Annotated in this window: 13 protein-coding genes; 10 read left to right on the plus strand and 3 right to left on the minus strand. The window is 68.7% G+C overall.

Features of this window, described 5'->3' with window-relative positions; genetic code table 11:
- Positions 1-89 precede the first annotated feature (89 nt).
- Positions 90-3,134: a glycoside hydrolase family 3 protein gene (locus WMF36_RS09650; protein ID WP_437579316.1), complete on the plus strand. Its 3,045-nt coding sequence runs from the start codon at positions 90-92 to the stop codon at positions 3,132-3,134.
- Between the two features lie 189 nt (positions 3,135-3,323).
- Here WMF36_RS09650 and WMF36_RS09655 read toward each other — a convergent pair whose 3' ends face one another.
- A complete protein-coding gene (locus tag WMF36_RS09655; protein WP_437579317.1) occupies positions 3,324-4,121 on the minus strand; it encodes a hypothetical protein in 798 nt (265 codons plus the stop codon).
- Between the two features lie 164 nt (positions 4,122-4,285).
- Here WMF36_RS09655 and WMF36_RS09660 point away from each other — a divergent pair, with 164 nt between their 5' ends.
- On the plus strand, positions 4,286-5,344 hold the full coding sequence (locus WMF36_RS09660; RefSeq protein WP_437579318.1) for a GH12 family glycosyl hydrolase domain-containing protein: 1,059 nt from the start codon (positions 4,286-4,288) through the stop codon (positions 5,342-5,344).
- 93 nt (positions 5,345-5,437) lie between these two features.
- On the opposite strand, the gene WMF36_RS09665 is transcribed toward WMF36_RS09660, so the two are convergent.
- Positions 5,438-6,643 (minus strand): FAD-dependent monooxygenase, encoded by a 1,206-nt coding sequence (locus tag WMF36_RS09665; protein ID WP_437579319.1) that lies wholly within the window; start codon positions 6,641-6,643, stop codon positions 5,438-5,440.
- 208 nt (positions 6,644-6,851) lie between these two features.
- On the opposite strand from WMF36_RS09665, the gene WMF36_RS09670 reads away from it, so the two are divergent.
- The 3 genes from WMF36_RS09670 to WMF36_RS09680 all read left to right on the plus strand — a co-directional run bounded on the left by WMF36_RS09670 (position 6,852) and on the right by WMF36_RS09680 (position 9,065).
- Positions 6,852-7,523: a TetR/AcrR family transcriptional regulator gene (locus WMF36_RS09670; RefSeq protein ID WP_437579320.1), complete on the plus strand. Its 672-nt coding sequence runs from the start codon at positions 6,852-6,854 to the stop codon at positions 7,521-7,523.
- 271 nt (positions 7,524-7,794) lie between these two features.
- A complete protein-coding gene (locus WMF36_RS09675; protein ID WP_437579321.1) occupies positions 7,795-8,235 on the plus strand; it encodes a hypothetical protein in 441 nt (146 codons plus the stop codon).
- A 53-nt stretch (positions 8,236-8,288) separates the two neighbouring features.
- On the plus strand, positions 8,289-9,065 hold the full coding sequence (locus WMF36_RS09680; RefSeq protein WP_437579322.1) for a class I SAM-dependent methyltransferase: 777 nt from the start codon (positions 8,289-8,291) through the stop codon (positions 9,063-9,065).
- Positions 9,066-9,196: 131 nt separating this feature from the next.
- Here the strand turns inward: WMF36_RS09680 and WMF36_RS09685 are convergent, their stop codons facing one another.
- Positions 9,197-9,376 carry a hypothetical protein gene (locus tag WMF36_RS09685; protein WP_437579323.1) on the minus strand — a complete coding sequence of 60 codons (180 nt, stop codon included), beginning with the start codon at positions 9,374-9,376 and terminating at the stop codon, positions 9,197-9,199.
- A 359-nt stretch (positions 9,377-9,735) separates the two neighbouring features.
- Between WMF36_RS09685 and WMF36_RS09690 the strand changes: the two genes are divergently transcribed.
- The 5 genes from WMF36_RS09690 (at position 9,736) to WMF36_RS09710 (ending at position 14,174) form a co-directional block, all read left to right on the plus strand.
- Positions 9,736-10,650: an alpha/beta fold hydrolase gene (locus WMF36_RS09690; protein ID WP_437579324.1), complete on the plus strand. Its 915-nt coding sequence runs from the start codon at positions 9,736-9,738 to the stop codon at positions 10,648-10,650.
- A gap of 286 nt (positions 10,651-10,936) precedes the next feature.
- A complete protein-coding gene (locus WMF36_RS09695) occupies positions 10,937-11,338 on the plus strand; it encodes a hypothetical protein (protein ID WP_437579325.1) in 402 nt (133 codons plus the stop codon).
- 78 nt (positions 11,339-11,416) lie between these two features.
- Positions 11,417-11,710, plus strand: a complete 294-nt coding sequence (locus WMF36_RS09700) for a MafI family immunity protein (RefSeq protein ID WP_437579326.1) — start codon at positions 11,417-11,419, stop codon at positions 11,708-11,710.
- A gap of 111 nt (positions 11,711-11,821) precedes the next feature.
- Complete coding sequence (locus tag WMF36_RS09705) at positions 11,822-12,703, plus strand: hypothetical protein (RefSeq protein WP_437579327.1); 882 nt, start codon at positions 11,822-11,824, stop codon at positions 12,701-12,703.
- A 547-nt stretch (positions 12,704-13,250) separates the two neighbouring features.
- Positions 13,251-14,174 (plus strand): Rieske 2Fe-2S domain-containing protein, encoded by a 924-nt coding sequence (locus tag WMF36_RS09710; RefSeq protein WP_437579328.1) that lies wholly within the window; start codon positions 13,251-13,253, stop codon positions 14,172-14,174.
- The last annotated feature ends 11 nt before the right edge of the window (positions 14,175-14,185 follow it).

Raw genomic sequence — 14,185 nt, forward strand, 5'->3', positions numbered from 1 at the left:
GCATCGACGATGAGGCAGCCTTCACTCCACAGCCTGCGGGGGTATAAATTTGACGCCCGACTGCGCCGGGACGATGCTCCGGTGCTGGCATGAAGCATTGGAACCGGTACGCCCAATGGCTGCTGCTCGCAGCCCTGACCATCCCTGTTCCCGCCTGCGGGGACGACTCCACAGATCCCCCGGCTGACCCAACGGGGGCGGGCGGGTCGGGCGGCGGCGCCACGACGGGGACCGGCGGCGGGGGCGGCTCCGGCGCGGGCACGACCACCGGCGGGGGCGAGGGCGGCGCGGGCGCGGGCACGACCACGGTCGGCGGCGGCGGCGAGGGCGGCTCGGGCGCGGGCACGACCACGGGCACCGGCGGCGGCGGCGAGGGCGGCTCGACCGCCGGCACCGGCGGCGGCGGCGGCGAGGGCGGCTCGGGCGCGGGCGCGACCGCCGGCACCGGCGGCGGCGGCGGCGAGGGCGGCTCGGGCGCGGGCACGACCGCCGGCACCGGCGGCGGCGGCGGCGAGGGCGGCTCGGGCGCCGGCACGACCACGGGCACCGGCGGCGGCGGCGGCGAGGGCGGCTCGGGCGCGGGCACGACCACGGGCACCGGCGGTGGCGGCGGCGCGGGCGGCGAGACCGCGTCGGTCGAATGGCCGATGGTGACGAGCGAGATCCCGCTCGACCCCGAGATCGAGGACGCCGTCACCGAGTTGCTCGCGCAGATGAGCGCGGCGCAGAAGGTCGGCCAGATGGTCCAGCCCGAGATCCTGGCGATCACGCCGGACCAGGTCCGGGAGTATCACATCGGTTCGGTGCTGAACGGCGGCGGCTCCTGGCCGGGCGGCTCCAAGCACGCGGCCGTGGCCGACTGGGTCACCCTCGCGGACGCCTATTACACGGCCTCCACCGACACGAGCGGCGCGCCCGGCGAGCACCTCGGCATCCCCGTCATCTGGGGCGTGGACGCGGTGCACGGCCACAACAACGTGATCGGCGCGACGCTGTTCCCCCAGAACATCGGGCTCGGCGCCATGAACGATCCCGATCTCATCGAGGAGATCGGCGCCATCACCGCCACCGAGGTCGCCGTCACCGGGCTCGACTGGGCCTTCGCCCCCACGCTCGCCGTGGTGCGGGACGACCGGTGGGGCCGCTCCTACGAGGGCTACTCCGAGGATCCGGAGATCGTGAAGAGCTACGCGGGCCGGATGGTCCGGGGCCTGCAGGGCCGGCCGGCGGACACCGCGGACCTGTTCGGCGGCACGCACGTGGTCGCGACCGCCAAGCACTTCATGGGCGACGGCGGGACCGAGCAGGGCAAGGACCAGGGCAACACCATCTGCTCCGAGGAGGATCTGCGCGACATCCACGCCCAGGGCTACCTCTCCGCGCTCGAGGCGGGCGCGCAGACCGTGATGGCGTCGTTCAGCAGCTGGAACGGCGACAAGATGCACGGCCATCAGTACCTGCTCACCGACATCCTCAAGGGCCAGCTCGGCTTCACCGGCTTCGTCGTCGGCGACTGGAACGGGCACGGCCAGCTCCCGGGTTGTAACAACGCGCAGTGCGCCGCGGCGATCAACGCCGGGGTGGACATGATCATGGTGCCCAACGACTGGATGGCGTTCATCGAGAACACCATCGCCCAGGTGCAGAGCGGCGAGATCCCGATGGCCCGCATCGACGACGCGGTGACCCGGATCCTGCGCGTGAAGATGCGGGCCGGCCTCTTCGGCCCCAGGGCGAACAAGGGCGCCCCCTCGACCCGGTCGGTCGCCGGCGACGCCACGCTCCTCGCCGCGCCGGAGCACCGGGCCGTGGCGCGCGAGGCCGTGCGCAAGTCGCTCGTCCTGCTCAAGAACAAGGGCGGCGTCCTGCCGCTCAGCAAGTCGATGGACGTCCTCGTGGCCGGCAAGACCGCGGACAACATCCAGAACCAGTCCGGCGGCTGGACGCTGACCTGGCAGGGCACCGGCAACACCAACGCCGATTTCCCGAACGCGCAGTCCATCTACACCGGCGTCAACGAGACGATCACGGGCGCCGGGATGAACGGCACCGCGACCCTGAGCCCCGACGGCACCGCCGCGGCCGACACCTTCGACGCCGCGATCGTGGTCATCGGCGAGACGCCCTACGCCGAGGGCCAGGGCGACATCGGCAAGTTCGAGACGCTCGAGCACGCCAACGTCCACCCCGAGGACCTCGCCGTCATCGACACCATCCGCGCCCAGGCGCCGAATGTGCCCATCGTGACGGTGTTCGTGTCGGGCCGCCCGCTCCACACCAACAAGGAGATCAACCGGTCGGACGCGTTCGTGGCGGCCTGGCTGCCGGGCAGCGAGGGCGGCGGCGTCGCCGACGTGCTCTTCGGCGATCACGAGTTCCAGGGCAAGCTGTCGTTCTCGTGGCCCTCGGCCGACTGCCAGACGCCCATCAACAAGGGAGACGGCGAGCAGCCGCTCTTCCCGTATGGCTATGGCCTCATGACCGCCGACGCCGACGTGCTCGGCGACGATCTGCCCGAGGTCTCCACGGGCCACGGCTGCGCGGCCCCGGACCCGGGGATGGCCGGCACCACGAACGAGCCGCTCGAGATCTTCGTGGATGGCGAGGAGAAGGGCGATTACGTGCTGCGCATCGGCGGCCCCTCGAACTGGGGCGGCATTGACGTGGGCATGGGGGCCACCCTGCCCGGCGGCGAGGTCAGCGTGAGCACGGTCGACGGCGAGATCCAGGGCAGCGCCAAGCAGGTGACCTGGAGCGCGACGGGCCAGATCTACGCGCAGGTCTCGGCGGGCGCGCCCGGGGTCGATCTGTCGCCCTACTACAACTCGGAGACCTCGATCGTCTTCCGGGCGCGCGTCGATGCTCCGCCCCTCAGCACGCTGGTCACGCTGTCGGCCCACTGCGTGTATCCCTGCTTCGGCGACATCAACATCGCCGACACGCTGACCTCCATCGCGGACGGGCAGTGGCACGAGGTCTCCGTCCCGCTGAAGTGCCTGACGGACAACGGGCTCGACATCACCAACGTCAACACGCCCTTCCTCATCTACTCGGATTCGCCGATGGACATGGCGATCGAGGACGTCCGCTGGGAGCCCTTCACCGCCGGCCCCACGCCGACCTGCACGTTCTGAGCCCCTCTCACCGGGACCGGTGGGCGCACTCGGGGGTGCAGATGAGAAGCGGTTTCCGGAGCGATCGATCGCTCGAAGGGAGTGTGGACGTGAAAATCGGCGTCGTCGGCACAGGACACGTGGGACGTACGTTCGGCCTGCTCTGGGCGTCCAGAAGCGGGATGCTCCCGCGCAACGAAGCGCGATGGCTCACTTGTCCTCACCGCTCCAGTTTCTGACTTCTTGGTCGAAATTCTTGTTCACCTCTCGGGCATATTGCAATAGATGCTCTCTGTTGAATTCAGCCATGTAATTTATGTAATCCCACGAGGTCATGCCGTCGGTTCTTTGAACGAACACGTTGAGCGGCAGCTTCAACTGCGCCGCGATCGCCTTGTAGATGCGCACCGCGCCCCTCTCGAGCAGCTCCATGTTGACCGCGTGCTGTAGACCATCCGGGCGCCCCTTGTGCTGCGGGGGGTGCTCTCGCAGAGCTCTGAACTTCGCGCGATTCGCCATGTTCCAGAGCTCCTGGACGATGTCGTAGAGGATATCGGTAGGTGAGCCGTCGGCGACGCAAATGTTGATGTTCGTTCCGAGTGTCTGCGTGGGCCCGTCGGAGAATTTGATGCCATATCCACCATAGGGACACGCGCTATCGGCCTCTTTATGGAGGTCCTTTCCCTCCTCGGTGCGCAGCATCGATTCGTACAGCTCGTGGCTTCTCTGAGGACCTGAGTCTTCCATGGGCTGGACCGTCCCCGACGTGCGGAGCGTGCGCCCCGGCACCCTCGCCGGATGCAGCGCCTTTGGCTGCACCACCGTCGCCGGATGCGGCGGCAAGGCCTTCGGCTGCATCGCCGTCGCCGGATGCGGCGGTAAGGCCTTCGGCTGCATCGCCGTCGCGGGGTGCGGCGGCAAAGCCATCGGCTGCGCCAGCGTCGCGGGGTGCGGCGGCCGCGATGGCGAGCCGTCGTGGTTCAGCCGATCCCAGGGTGAGGATTTCATCGTCCCGGCCGCATGCTCGCGCCGCCGGGACGACGTGGCCTAGTTTCGTGGACCGGCGACGCCATCGCTGTTGCTGCAATTGTTCAAATCGCGCGCTGCTTTTTTGCGCTCGGCGGCACGGCGCACCACCGTGCGCCGGTGTCCAAGTGTATATGTTCCGCACCATGCGCGCGCGTTCCTTGGCCGAGTCTTTCGCACTGCTCACGCTGACGGCGACCCTCGCCGCCGGTTGCTCTGGATCGTCGGACGACGGAGACCCCGGCGGTGCGGCGGGATCCGGCGGGCAGCCGGGCGCGAACGGCTCGGCGGGCAGCGGCGCGGGCGGGAGCGGCGCGGGCGGGAGCGGCGCCTCGACCACGGTCGGCACCGGCGGAACCAGCGGCGGCACCGGCGGTGCGGGCGGCAGCAGCGGCACCACGGCAGGCGTGGGCGGCGGCGGCGCGGGAGGCAGCGGCGACGCGGGAGGCAGCGCCGGCACGGGCGGCACCACGAACCCGGGCTCCGAGCTCGGCACCGGCACCATGGAAGGCTCCGGCAACTCGAGCGAGCGGTACGAAACGGGCCTCGTCTCGCGCGACGACACGCCGTACGTGCTCATCACCAACGGCTGGGGCCCCGGCTTCGGCAGCCACACCGTCTCGTGGGAGGGCACGTCGTTCACGGTCGAGAGCATGAGCGGCACGGCCGGCTCCATGGGGCAGCCCGCCTCGTACCCGACCGTCTTTTGCGGCCGCTACTCGGTGAGGGAGGTGCCAGACTGCGGCTTGCCGGCGCCGAGCGCATCCATCACGAGCCTGCGCACCGGCTGGCGCTGGGCCAAAAATGGCAATGAGGGCGAGTACAACGCCGCGTACGACATCTGGATGGGCAACGGCACGCAGCTCCGCGGCTACCTCATGGTGTGGCTGCGCGATCCGCCGAGCTATCAGCCCGCCGGGCAGCCGAACTCCGCGCACCAGGGCGTGACGGTCGCGAACGTCCCCGGCACGTGGAACATCTGGAACGGCATGGTGAACGGCCTGCCGATCGTGAACTGGGTGCGCGCCGAAGGGAACGACAGCTACGAGATCGAGTTCGACGTGATGGACTTCGTGCGCGACGCCGAGACGCGCGGCCTCAGCGTGCCCGGCGACACGGTGAACGCGGTCGCCGTCGGGTTCGAGATCTGGGAGGGCCCGATCACGAACCTGAAGAGCGTCGACTTCTACGTTGACGTGAACTGAGCGCGCGCTTCGCGCCTCGAGTCAGGGCGCGCCGACGCACGATCCGGCCGGCAGAACGGGGTTTCCGCTGGAGCACGGGCCCAGCGCTCTGGCCTAGACACCATAGAGGGGGAGGGTGAGCGCCGTCGAGGCCTTCCGGCCCTTGCGACCGGGGAGGCCCGTGCGCGCCAGCCATGGTGCCATCCGGAGCGCTTGATTCCGGAGCCACAGCGCTCGCGATGTGGCGGGGATGAGACTGGCGCCGCCGTCGCTGGCGAGCGACTGGTTCACCTCGACGAACGGCCTGACGACGCGCTCGTAGGAGGCGAAGGCGGCTTCGGGGTCGGAATGGGTAGCCAGCTCCCCGGCCAGGACATAGGCGCCGACCATGGCGATGCTCGTGCCTTGGCCCGACAAGAACGACGGAGCGTGGGCCGCATCTCCCACCAGGGCGACCCTTCCCTTCGACCATCGAGGCATGTGGATCTGGCTGACGACGTCGAAGTAGACATCGGTGGCCTCCTGCAGAGCGGCGATCATCCGCGGGACTTCCCAGCGGGCGCCGGCGAAGACACTGGCGGCCAACCTTCGCTGCGCCTCGATGTCGGCGAACTCCGAGAAGGGGGGCTGGGGACGGGCGAAGGTCAGGAAGGCGTGCAGGCGATCGCTGTCGCCGGCCGCGAACAGCACGGCGGCCTTCCCGGGCGTGTTGCTGACGAACCCCTCGTGAGAGAGCCCGAGGGTGTTGGGGACGGTGAAACCTGCAAAGCAGTACCCGAGATAACGGTGGTACTGCGCCTCGGGCCCGAAGGTGAGCCGGCGTGTGTTCGAATGCAATCCGTCAGCGCCGATGACCCGATCGAAGGAGCGTTGCAGGCCGCTCTGGAAGTGCACATCGACGCCGCCGCCGTGCTCGTTCAAGGCGGCGATGGAGTCGTTGAAGCGGAACTCGACGTCATCTCGGACGGCGTCGTAAAGCACCGTCGTGAGCTCTCCGCGAGGCACCTCCAGATCCCGGCCTTCCTTGCCGCCGGTGAGCGCCTCGGGCCGGATCGACCCGACGAGCGCGCCGTCGCCATCGACGAACGTCAGTTTGCGTGTATCGATGTGCGCGGCTGCGATGCGCGATAGCACGCCCATGCGCTTCACGACGTCGACCGCGGTGCCCCGGATGTCGATGGGGTAGCCGCCGCTGCGCACAGCGGAAGCCTTCTCCACCACCGTGACCTGAAAGCCGTACCTGTGAAGCCAGTACGCGAGCACGGGGCCGGCGATGCTCGCGCCGGAGATCAGGATCTTCTTGTTCCGCGAAGTCGTCATGTGTCCGCCTTCCTTCGGTGTGAGCTCGCAGCGGCGGAGGGCCCGTCCTCGAGAGATCGGCACGACCCGCCCGCTGCCATGAGGCAGGGCAAGCAGCTGCCAACCGCGGTCAACTCGGCCCGGGGAGCTCTGACACGAGCTACACTACACCGTGTAGTGTAGAATGACCAGGGTAAAAGAGGCCGAACTCGGCTATACTTGGAGGTGCATGTCCTCCACCGGCGCACAAAAGGCTCTTCGTGAAGGGTCCGCGCAAAAGCGATCCGCCATTCTCGTGGCGGCCCGGGAGCTGTTCCTGGCCGACGGGTTCGACCGCTCGAGCGTCGATGCTGTCGCCGCTCGCGCCGGTGTCTCCAAGAGGACGGTGTATGACTACTTCGGCGACAAGCAGGCTCTCTTGCTGGCCGTCGTCGAGTCCGCAGGTGAGCTGCTCATGGCGGCGATCCGACGGGCCATCGAGGACAGCTTGACGCACGTCGCGGACCTGCAGGACGCCCTGATCACCTTCTCGGTGCGGATGGTGACCGAGATGCTCGGCTCGGTGGACTACCTCGCCCTCATGCGACTGGTAACGATGGAGTCCGTTCATCTGCCCCAGCTGCGCGGCCGCGACCACTGGATGATGAACGCTCCGGAAGAGGCGATCGCGGAGCGGTTCGCCGAATTTGCGCGTGCAGGGCTGCTCGACGCGCCGAACCCCCGGCTGGCGGCCGATCATTTCATCGCGCTGACCTTCTTGCTCGCCGCCAACGCGTTCGGACCAGCGATCGCCACGGATGACGCCCGCATGCGTGAGCTCCTCGTCGAGGGGGTGCGCGCATTTCTTCGAGCCTACGCACCCGGCCACCCGGCGGCGCGCGACGTCACGGTCGGAGCGTGACATGTCACGCCCTCGGCCGTGACATGTCACGCCCTCGGCCGTGACATGTCACGGTGGCTCGCCCGGCGCAGAGGTCGAGCCCTCGGCCCGACGTGCGCCGCGGTTCGCCCACTTCGGCCGGAGTTGCCGCGTCGGCGCGCTTCGTCGGCATCAATGGATGTCACGCCGGCGAGGGGCGCCGGGCGGCATGCGCCTTGCTGATTGCCCGCTGGCTCGCAACACACACGGGCGGGCGGGGTGGCCGCGCCATCGCCCCGGGGAACGAAGCATCATGATGTCTGCGCCGATACCGATCACGACCCTCAACCTCCTCACGAGGTCCATCTCTGCCGAGGAGCGGTTCGACGAGGCGGTCCTCTGCGCCAACGTGCCGAGCCCGCTGTCCGCGGTCGCGTTTCATCAGGACGTCGAGTGTATCCGGAGGTTCTTCGCCGCGGGATTCCCGGTTCACCTGGCGGTCCACCGCGTGGACAGCGCCGAGCCGGCGCGCCGGGACTACACCGCGCTGCACACCCACGACGGCCCGGAGATCAACCTGATCCTCCCCGACCCCACGGGCCTCGAATACCGCATCGAGCTCGGCTCCAGCGTCCACCACGTCACGACCAGCACCAGCATCTGGATCCCGCCGGGCGTCCCGCACTCCGCGAACGTGGTCAGGGGCTCCGGCTACCTCGTCGCCGTGCGCTTCGATCGCGGGGCTGCGACATGAGATGTGACCTTCCTCGGGACCTCCACGGTGGCGCCGACGCAAGGACGCCAGCCATGACCAGCTCCCGTGTCGCGCAGGCTTACCGGAGAGGTAGCCTCTGGCAGAAGGGGCGCGGCGAGCGCCTCATCGAGCTCGCCGGCGTGCGGCGGGGCGAGCTCGTGCTCGACCTCGGCTGCGGCACAGGCGGCCTCACGCAGCAGCTCGCCGAGCTCGTGGGCCCCGACGGGCGCGTCGTCGGGGTCGATCCGGACGAGGCGCGGATCGCGCTCGCCCGCCACACCGCCGGCGCGCCCAACCTGGAGTTCCACGTGGGGGCGGCCGAGACCCTCGGCGAGGTCGCCCTGGACCGCCCCTTCGATCTCGTCCTCTCGAACTTCGTGTTCCACTGGATCCGCGACAAGCGGGCGGTCCTCGGCCTGATGCGCGGCCTGATCCACCCCGCGGGGCGCATCCTCGTCCAGTGCGTCTCGTCGCTCCCCGTGCTCATCGGGGAGCTCTCGCGGCTCGCGGACCCTTCGGGGGAGAAGATCCTCCGGGACTTCGCCTTCGAGGACGCCGCGGCGATCGCGCACCACGTCGAGGGCGCCGGCCTGCAGCTGAGCCGCCTGGAGGAGCAGCAGGGGACACACGTGTATCCGACGCTCGACGCGCTGCTCACGTGGTGGAAGGCGACGACGCACGACCGGTTCGACCCGCGGGCCATCGAGCCCGCGGCGCTCTCGCGGTTCGCCGAGCAGCACGGCGACGGCGGCGCGTTCCACGTGCGCGAGACGTTCTGCTGGTTCGAGGCGCGGCTCGCCCCGGCGCACGCGTGGGGACGCGGCGGCTGACCGGGTGCCCCCCTCCGGGCGTCGCCGGCGGCGCCCAGCCACTGGCTCGCCACGCTGCTCGACCCCACGTATCGCTCCACCACGCTGCTGCTCTGGGCCGCGTTCGCGCCCAACACGCTCACGCTGTATTCCTACGTGAACCTGCTGCCCACGGTGCTGTCCTTCACGGGCATGAGCACCGCGGAGTCGCTCCAGGGCTTGAAGTTCTTCCACTTCGGCGGCTTCCTCGGCGCGGTGGCCGGGGGCTCGTTCTTCGCGCTCTCTGGATCACCGAGGATGAAGGCAACTCCTGGCAGGCGATCTCCAGCCATCTTCCGCCGATCTACTGCGTCCGGTTCATGGCCTGACACCACGTGTAAATGACGTGCAATCAGCGCGGGTGAACGCCGGAAAGCGCCGGTGTCGGAGATTTGCTTACGTTTTTTTGTAAATAGCGTTTACATGCTTGCCGCGGCCGCCCGCTCATGTGCAGCTTGCTCGGTGGCGCGCCGGTCATGGTCGTCAATCCCGACGACCGTTGCGGTCGCGTCGGGTTGCTTTCTTTCAGCCGTGGCGGCGCTGTGTCCGGGGGACAGCCTCGTGCTCGCGCGGCCTGCAGTGGAGATCAAGAGTCATGACCGACAAGAAGCGAGGAGCACCTCCGTCCAGCTCGGACCGTACCCGTCGCCAGGTGTTGAAGCAAGCCGTGGGCCTCGGCGCGGGCCTGGCCGTCGCGCACCTGCTCGGTGGAGAGGCGTCCGCCGCGCCGCGCATCCGCTCCAGGACCTTCACGACAGACGACGGGGTCGCGCTCAACTACCTGGAGGCGGGCAGAGGCGAGCCGCTGCTCCTGCTGCCGGGGTGGTCCCAGTCGGCGGCGATGTACAGGGAGCAGATCCTCGCCTTCGCGCGGCATTACCACGTCTTCGTGCTCGACTGGCGCGGCCACGGCGAGTCGGAGAAGGTCGACCACGGCTACCGCATGGCGCGCTTCAGCAGGGATCTCTACGAGTTCATCCGCGGGATGAGGCTCAAGCACGTCACCGCCCTCGGACACTCGATGGGGTGCGGCGTGCTCTACAGCTACTGGGACAACTACGGGGGACAGTCCCTGGACCGCTTGATCCTTGTCGACGTGGGCCCGTCGCTGACGGCCTGGCCCGACGGGTCCGCGGAAGAGGCGGCCGAGGCAGGGGCCGTGTTCACCCCGCAATCGCTCTACGACACGGCTGCCGCCCTGCGCGGCCCGCACGGGATCCCCACGACCCAGGGCCTCCTGGCCAGCATGTTCAGCCCCGGCTATCCGGCGGATCAGCTCGCCCTCGTCGTCGAGGAGAACCTGAAGCTCCCGCGCGAGTATGCCGCCAAGCTGCTCGTGGACCAGGCCGCGCAGGACTGGAGGGGCGTGATCCCGCGGATCGACGTGCCCACCCTCGTCATCGGAGGCGAGGTGAGCATCTTCAACCCCATCTCCCAGCAGTGGGTCGCCGACCAGATCCCCGGCGCCGAGCTCATCATCTTCAGCGCCGAGGAGGGGGGCAGCCACTTCATGTGGCTCGAGAACCCCGAAAAGTTCAACGAGGACGTCCTCAACTTCCTCTGTTGAGCCACGCCGCCCCTGAGCAGCCGTCGCGCGGGCCCGCGCGGCGGCGCTGCCAGCGCTCTCCTCGTCGCCGGGTTGCAAGGCGTGGCGTACATACTGGACCACGGAGATGCCGACGATGAGACCTCGGTCGAGAACATACGGTAGGCGACTGTGCGCTGGAGCATGCCTCACGCTGCTGGCAGTGACAGTGGGGTGCGGAGGATACGCAATCGTGGGGGATGACGCGGGCTCGACAGGATCCTCTGCAGGGGACGACGCGGGCTCGACATCATCCTCAGATGCAGGCATGTGGCCAAAGACGGTTACCTTGACGGCGCAGGATATCGGGACCGGTAATTACGTGCGCCTTTTAGATGGCGCCGTGTCTGATGCCGGAGACCTTGGTATCCAATCGTCGAGGGTGATTTCTCTTCGGTCTACTGCGGCCGAGTCAATCTGTGAGAGGGGAACGTCCTATGCGGCGCTGGCGGACATCCCGACCGACGCGGCCGGCTGCTCGAGTTGGACCCCGATCGCATACCTGAGCGGGACAACGATCCATGAGAGTGACGAGTCGTACCGCATCGGACTCGGGTTGCTGGTGTGGGACGCTGAGCATGCCGCGCTCTACCGGCTCCGAGTGCTGGGTGATTCGTATGACGTGACCGTCGGTTCAACAGCCACATTCGAGTACGAGCCGGTGCGTTGACCGTCGCGCTCGGATCCAGGGAACCAGCGTGGCCCGTGTCGTCCTGGAGTTGCTGCCCAAGAGTAGGTTGGGTGCAGGATGACGAAAGACGCCATCCGTGCGCTGTGCGCCGTCGCTCTTGAGTCCTTCAAGGACGTGCTCCCCCCAAGACTCTTTCGCGATGCGCACGACTGGGTTCACCGGTATGGGGAGTGGGGGCTCGCCATGGAGCACGTCATTGACTGGATCGGCGACCTCGATCTTCCTGTCGACCAGGCGCGATTTGACGCCATCGAGCGTGCCATGGCCGCGATGGGCTGGGCTGAGAGCTCAAGGATGAGGTGGCTCCGTGAGTATTTCGCGGCTCAAAACCCTCGGCCGAAAGCGAGATGACCACGTATCTCAGCGCCGCTCCGCCATGGCGCCGCCACCCCTGAATTGGCTCTCGCCTCGCGTTCTCCCGTCGTTTGATGTCGGCATGGGGTGTGCTCGAGGCCGAGCGTCATGCCGACGCTCGAGCACAACGCCCTCGTCGAGATGTTCCGTGAGCACCCGGAACTCGCGCCCCGCTTGCTCGTGACGCTCTTCCACGTCGAGGTGCCGCCGCACGCCTCGGTCGCGGTTGTCGAGTCGTCGCTCGACCAGCTCCTCCCGGTGGAGTTCCGCGCTGACCTGGTGCTCGAGCTTCGAGACGCGAGCGGCACGCTCGTGCTGGCGATCGTCATCGAGGTCCAGCGCGACGTGGACCCGGACAAGACGTTCTCGTGGCCAGCGTACGTCGCGGGCGTGCGCGCCAGGAAGCGCTGCGGCACGGTCGTCCTCGTGATCGCACCGGACGCCGGCGTGGCTGCCTGGGCGGCGGAGAACATCGACCTCGGCCTGGGTCTCGGCAATGTCGAGCCGCTGGTGCTCGGACCGGCCGTCGTACCCGAGATCACCGACCCAGCCGACGCGGAGCAGGAGGCTGAGCTCGCCGTGCTCTCGGCGGTGGCGCACGGCAACGGGCCGAACGGGCTCACCGTGATCCAGGCGGCGCTCGTTGCCCTCGGCCGGCTCGACCAGGAGCACGCGATGGTCTACTTTCAGCTCATCTGGAACGGGTTGCGCGAGCCCATGCGGCGGGCTCTGGAGGCGTTGGTCATGGAACGGCAGATCGAAGGTGAGGCGACTCTTCCCCCGTTCGTACAGAAGCTCATCGATCGCGGTAAGCTCGAGGGCCTACGTGAGGGCAAGAGGGGCACGCTGCTGCGGCTGCTTGCCCGTACAGGGATCGTGCTCACGGAGAGCGAGAGCGCGCGCATCCAGGCATGCACGGACATCGCGACCCTCGACCGCTGGATTGATAACGTCCTCGGGGCGAAGACCGCCACGGAAGTGCTCTCCTGACGGTTGATAGCTGCGGCCCAACAAGGCGATTCACCCGACGGCGCAGCGTCCCGAGCGCCGTCGCCCTCCCGCTCGCGACCGCGATCGAGGGCGCATGGCGCCTCCTCGGCGTCCGCCGGACGCCGCCGATCACCCGCTTCGCCGTCTCCAGGATGTCGCGCTCCGTGACTGTGAAGACCGGCCGCGCCCGCGCCGAGCTCGGGTATGTGCCCGTCGTCGGCGTGGAAGAAGGACTGGAGCAGCTCTCGGCGACGCGCTGACAGGGAATGCGCCGCGGGCGGTGAACCGCGGGGATCCCGCGGGCGGCGATCGACCGAGAACTCGCGGGCGGGCAAGGTCAGGCGGCGGACACGCGATGTACGCTGGAGCACGACCGCCCGCTCCGGCGCGCGAGGCCCGCAGGAGCCAGGTTGGCAGTACCTCGACGCGCCCGGGTCTCGTAAGATGGTGAGCTCATGCCGCGACCGCCGGCACGACCCGACCCCATCCCCGGGCGCTGCACGAGCGCCCGGGCGACCCCGACAGACGCGGAGCCGAGGAGACCCACGTGAGCGCTCGAATCCCCCTTCAGCCGTTCCCGAAAGGCTGGTTTCAGGTCGCGTCTTCGGAGGAGCTGTCGACGGGCGGCCCCCTCCCGCTCCGTTGCTTCGGGCAGGATCTTGTGCTGTTCCGGACGCAGGATGGCGAGGCCCGTGTCCTCGACGCCCACTGCCCCCATATGGGCGCCCACCTCGGGGTGGGAGGCCGCGTCGAGCAGGGCGGGATCCGGTGCCCGTTCCACGGATGGGTGATCTCCGGCCAGGGAATGTGCGTGCGTATCCCCTACGCGGACACGATCCCCCCGAAGGCGAGGATCCGCTGCTGGGAAGTGCGGGAGCTCGACGGCGTGATCCTTGTCCACCACGCCCTCGGCGGAGAGCCTCCCGCGTTCGAGATCCCGCCGCTCCCGGAGGCGCGGTCGACCGAGTGGTCCCCGGGCATGAGCAAGCGCTGGAGGATCCGGACGCACGTCCAGGAGACGCTCGAGAACATCGTGGATCCAGCCCACTTCGTCGTTGTGCACAGCATGCCGGCGCCTCCCCGGACCGAGGTCGAGTTCGAGGGCCACATCATCCGATCCCGTTCGGCGGTGAAGCAGAAGGGCCCGGGCGGCCAGGTGGTCGACGGCACGATCACCTGGGAAGGCCACGGCATGGGATACGGGACGATCCGCTTCACCGGGATCGTCGAGCTCCTCTTCGTGAACACGGTCACCCCGATCGACGACGAGCTCATCGACGTCCGCGTCGCCTTCTGGCTGCGCAAGGACGGCGCAGAGCGCCTCAGCCAGGCCCTCGCCGCCGAGGTGTGCCGGCAGATCGAGGAGGACATCCCGATCTGGGAGAACAAGATCTATCGCCCTCAGCCCGTCCTGTGCGCCGGGGAAAAAAGCATCATGACGTTCCGCAAATGGAGCAGCCAGTTCCTCTGAGCGCCTCTCAG

It is taken from the genome of Sorangium sp. So ce887 (assembly GCF_051521455.1).
Classification (GTDB): domain Bacteria; phylum Myxococcota_A; class Polyangia; order Polyangiales; family Polyangiaceae; genus Sorangium.

What these genes read in the sequence shown, in the direction of transcription:
- WMF36_RS09650 (WP_437579316.1), top strand. Translation starts at nt 90, where the DNA reads ATGAAGCATTGGAACCGGTACGCCCAATGGCTGCTGCTCGCAGCCCTG.
- WMF36_RS09655 (WP_437579317.1), bottom strand. Translation starts at nt 4,121, where the DNA reads ATGAAATCCTCACCCTGGGATCGGCTGAACCACGACGGCTCGCCATCG.
- WMF36_RS09660 (WP_437579318.1), top strand. Translation starts at nt 4,286, where the DNA reads ATGCGCGCGCGTTCCTTGGCCGAGTCTTTCGCACTGCTCACGCTGACG.
- WMF36_RS09665 (WP_437579319.1), bottom strand. Translation starts at nt 6,643, where the DNA reads ATGACGACTTCGCGGAACAAGAAGATCCTGATCTCCGGCGCGAGCATC.
- WMF36_RS09670 (WP_437579320.1), top strand. Translation starts at nt 6,852, where the DNA reads ATGTCCTCCACCGGCGCACAAAAGGCTCTTCGTGAAGGGTCCGCGCAA.
- WMF36_RS09675 (WP_437579321.1), top strand. Translation starts at nt 7,795, where the DNA reads ATGATGTCTGCGCCGATACCGATCACGACCCTCAACCTCCTCACGAGG.
- WMF36_RS09680 (WP_437579322.1), top strand. Translation starts at nt 8,289, where the DNA reads ATGACCAGCTCCCGTGTCGCGCAGGCTTACCGGAGAGGTAGCCTCTGG.
- WMF36_RS09685 (WP_437579323.1), bottom strand. Translation starts at nt 9,376, where the DNA reads ATGGCTGGAGATCGCCTGCCAGGAGTTGCCTTCATCCTCGGTGATCCA.
- WMF36_RS09695 (WP_437579325.1), top strand. Translation starts at nt 10,937, where the DNA reads ATGTGGCCAAAGACGGTTACCTTGACGGCGCAGGATATCGGGACCGGT.
- WMF36_RS09700 (WP_437579326.1), top strand. Translation starts at nt 11,417, where the DNA reads ATGACGAAAGACGCCATCCGTGCGCTGTGCGCCGTCGCTCTTGAGTCC.
- WMF36_RS09705 (WP_437579327.1), top strand. Translation starts at nt 11,822, where the DNA reads ATGCCGACGCTCGAGCACAACGCCCTCGTCGAGATGTTCCGTGAGCAC.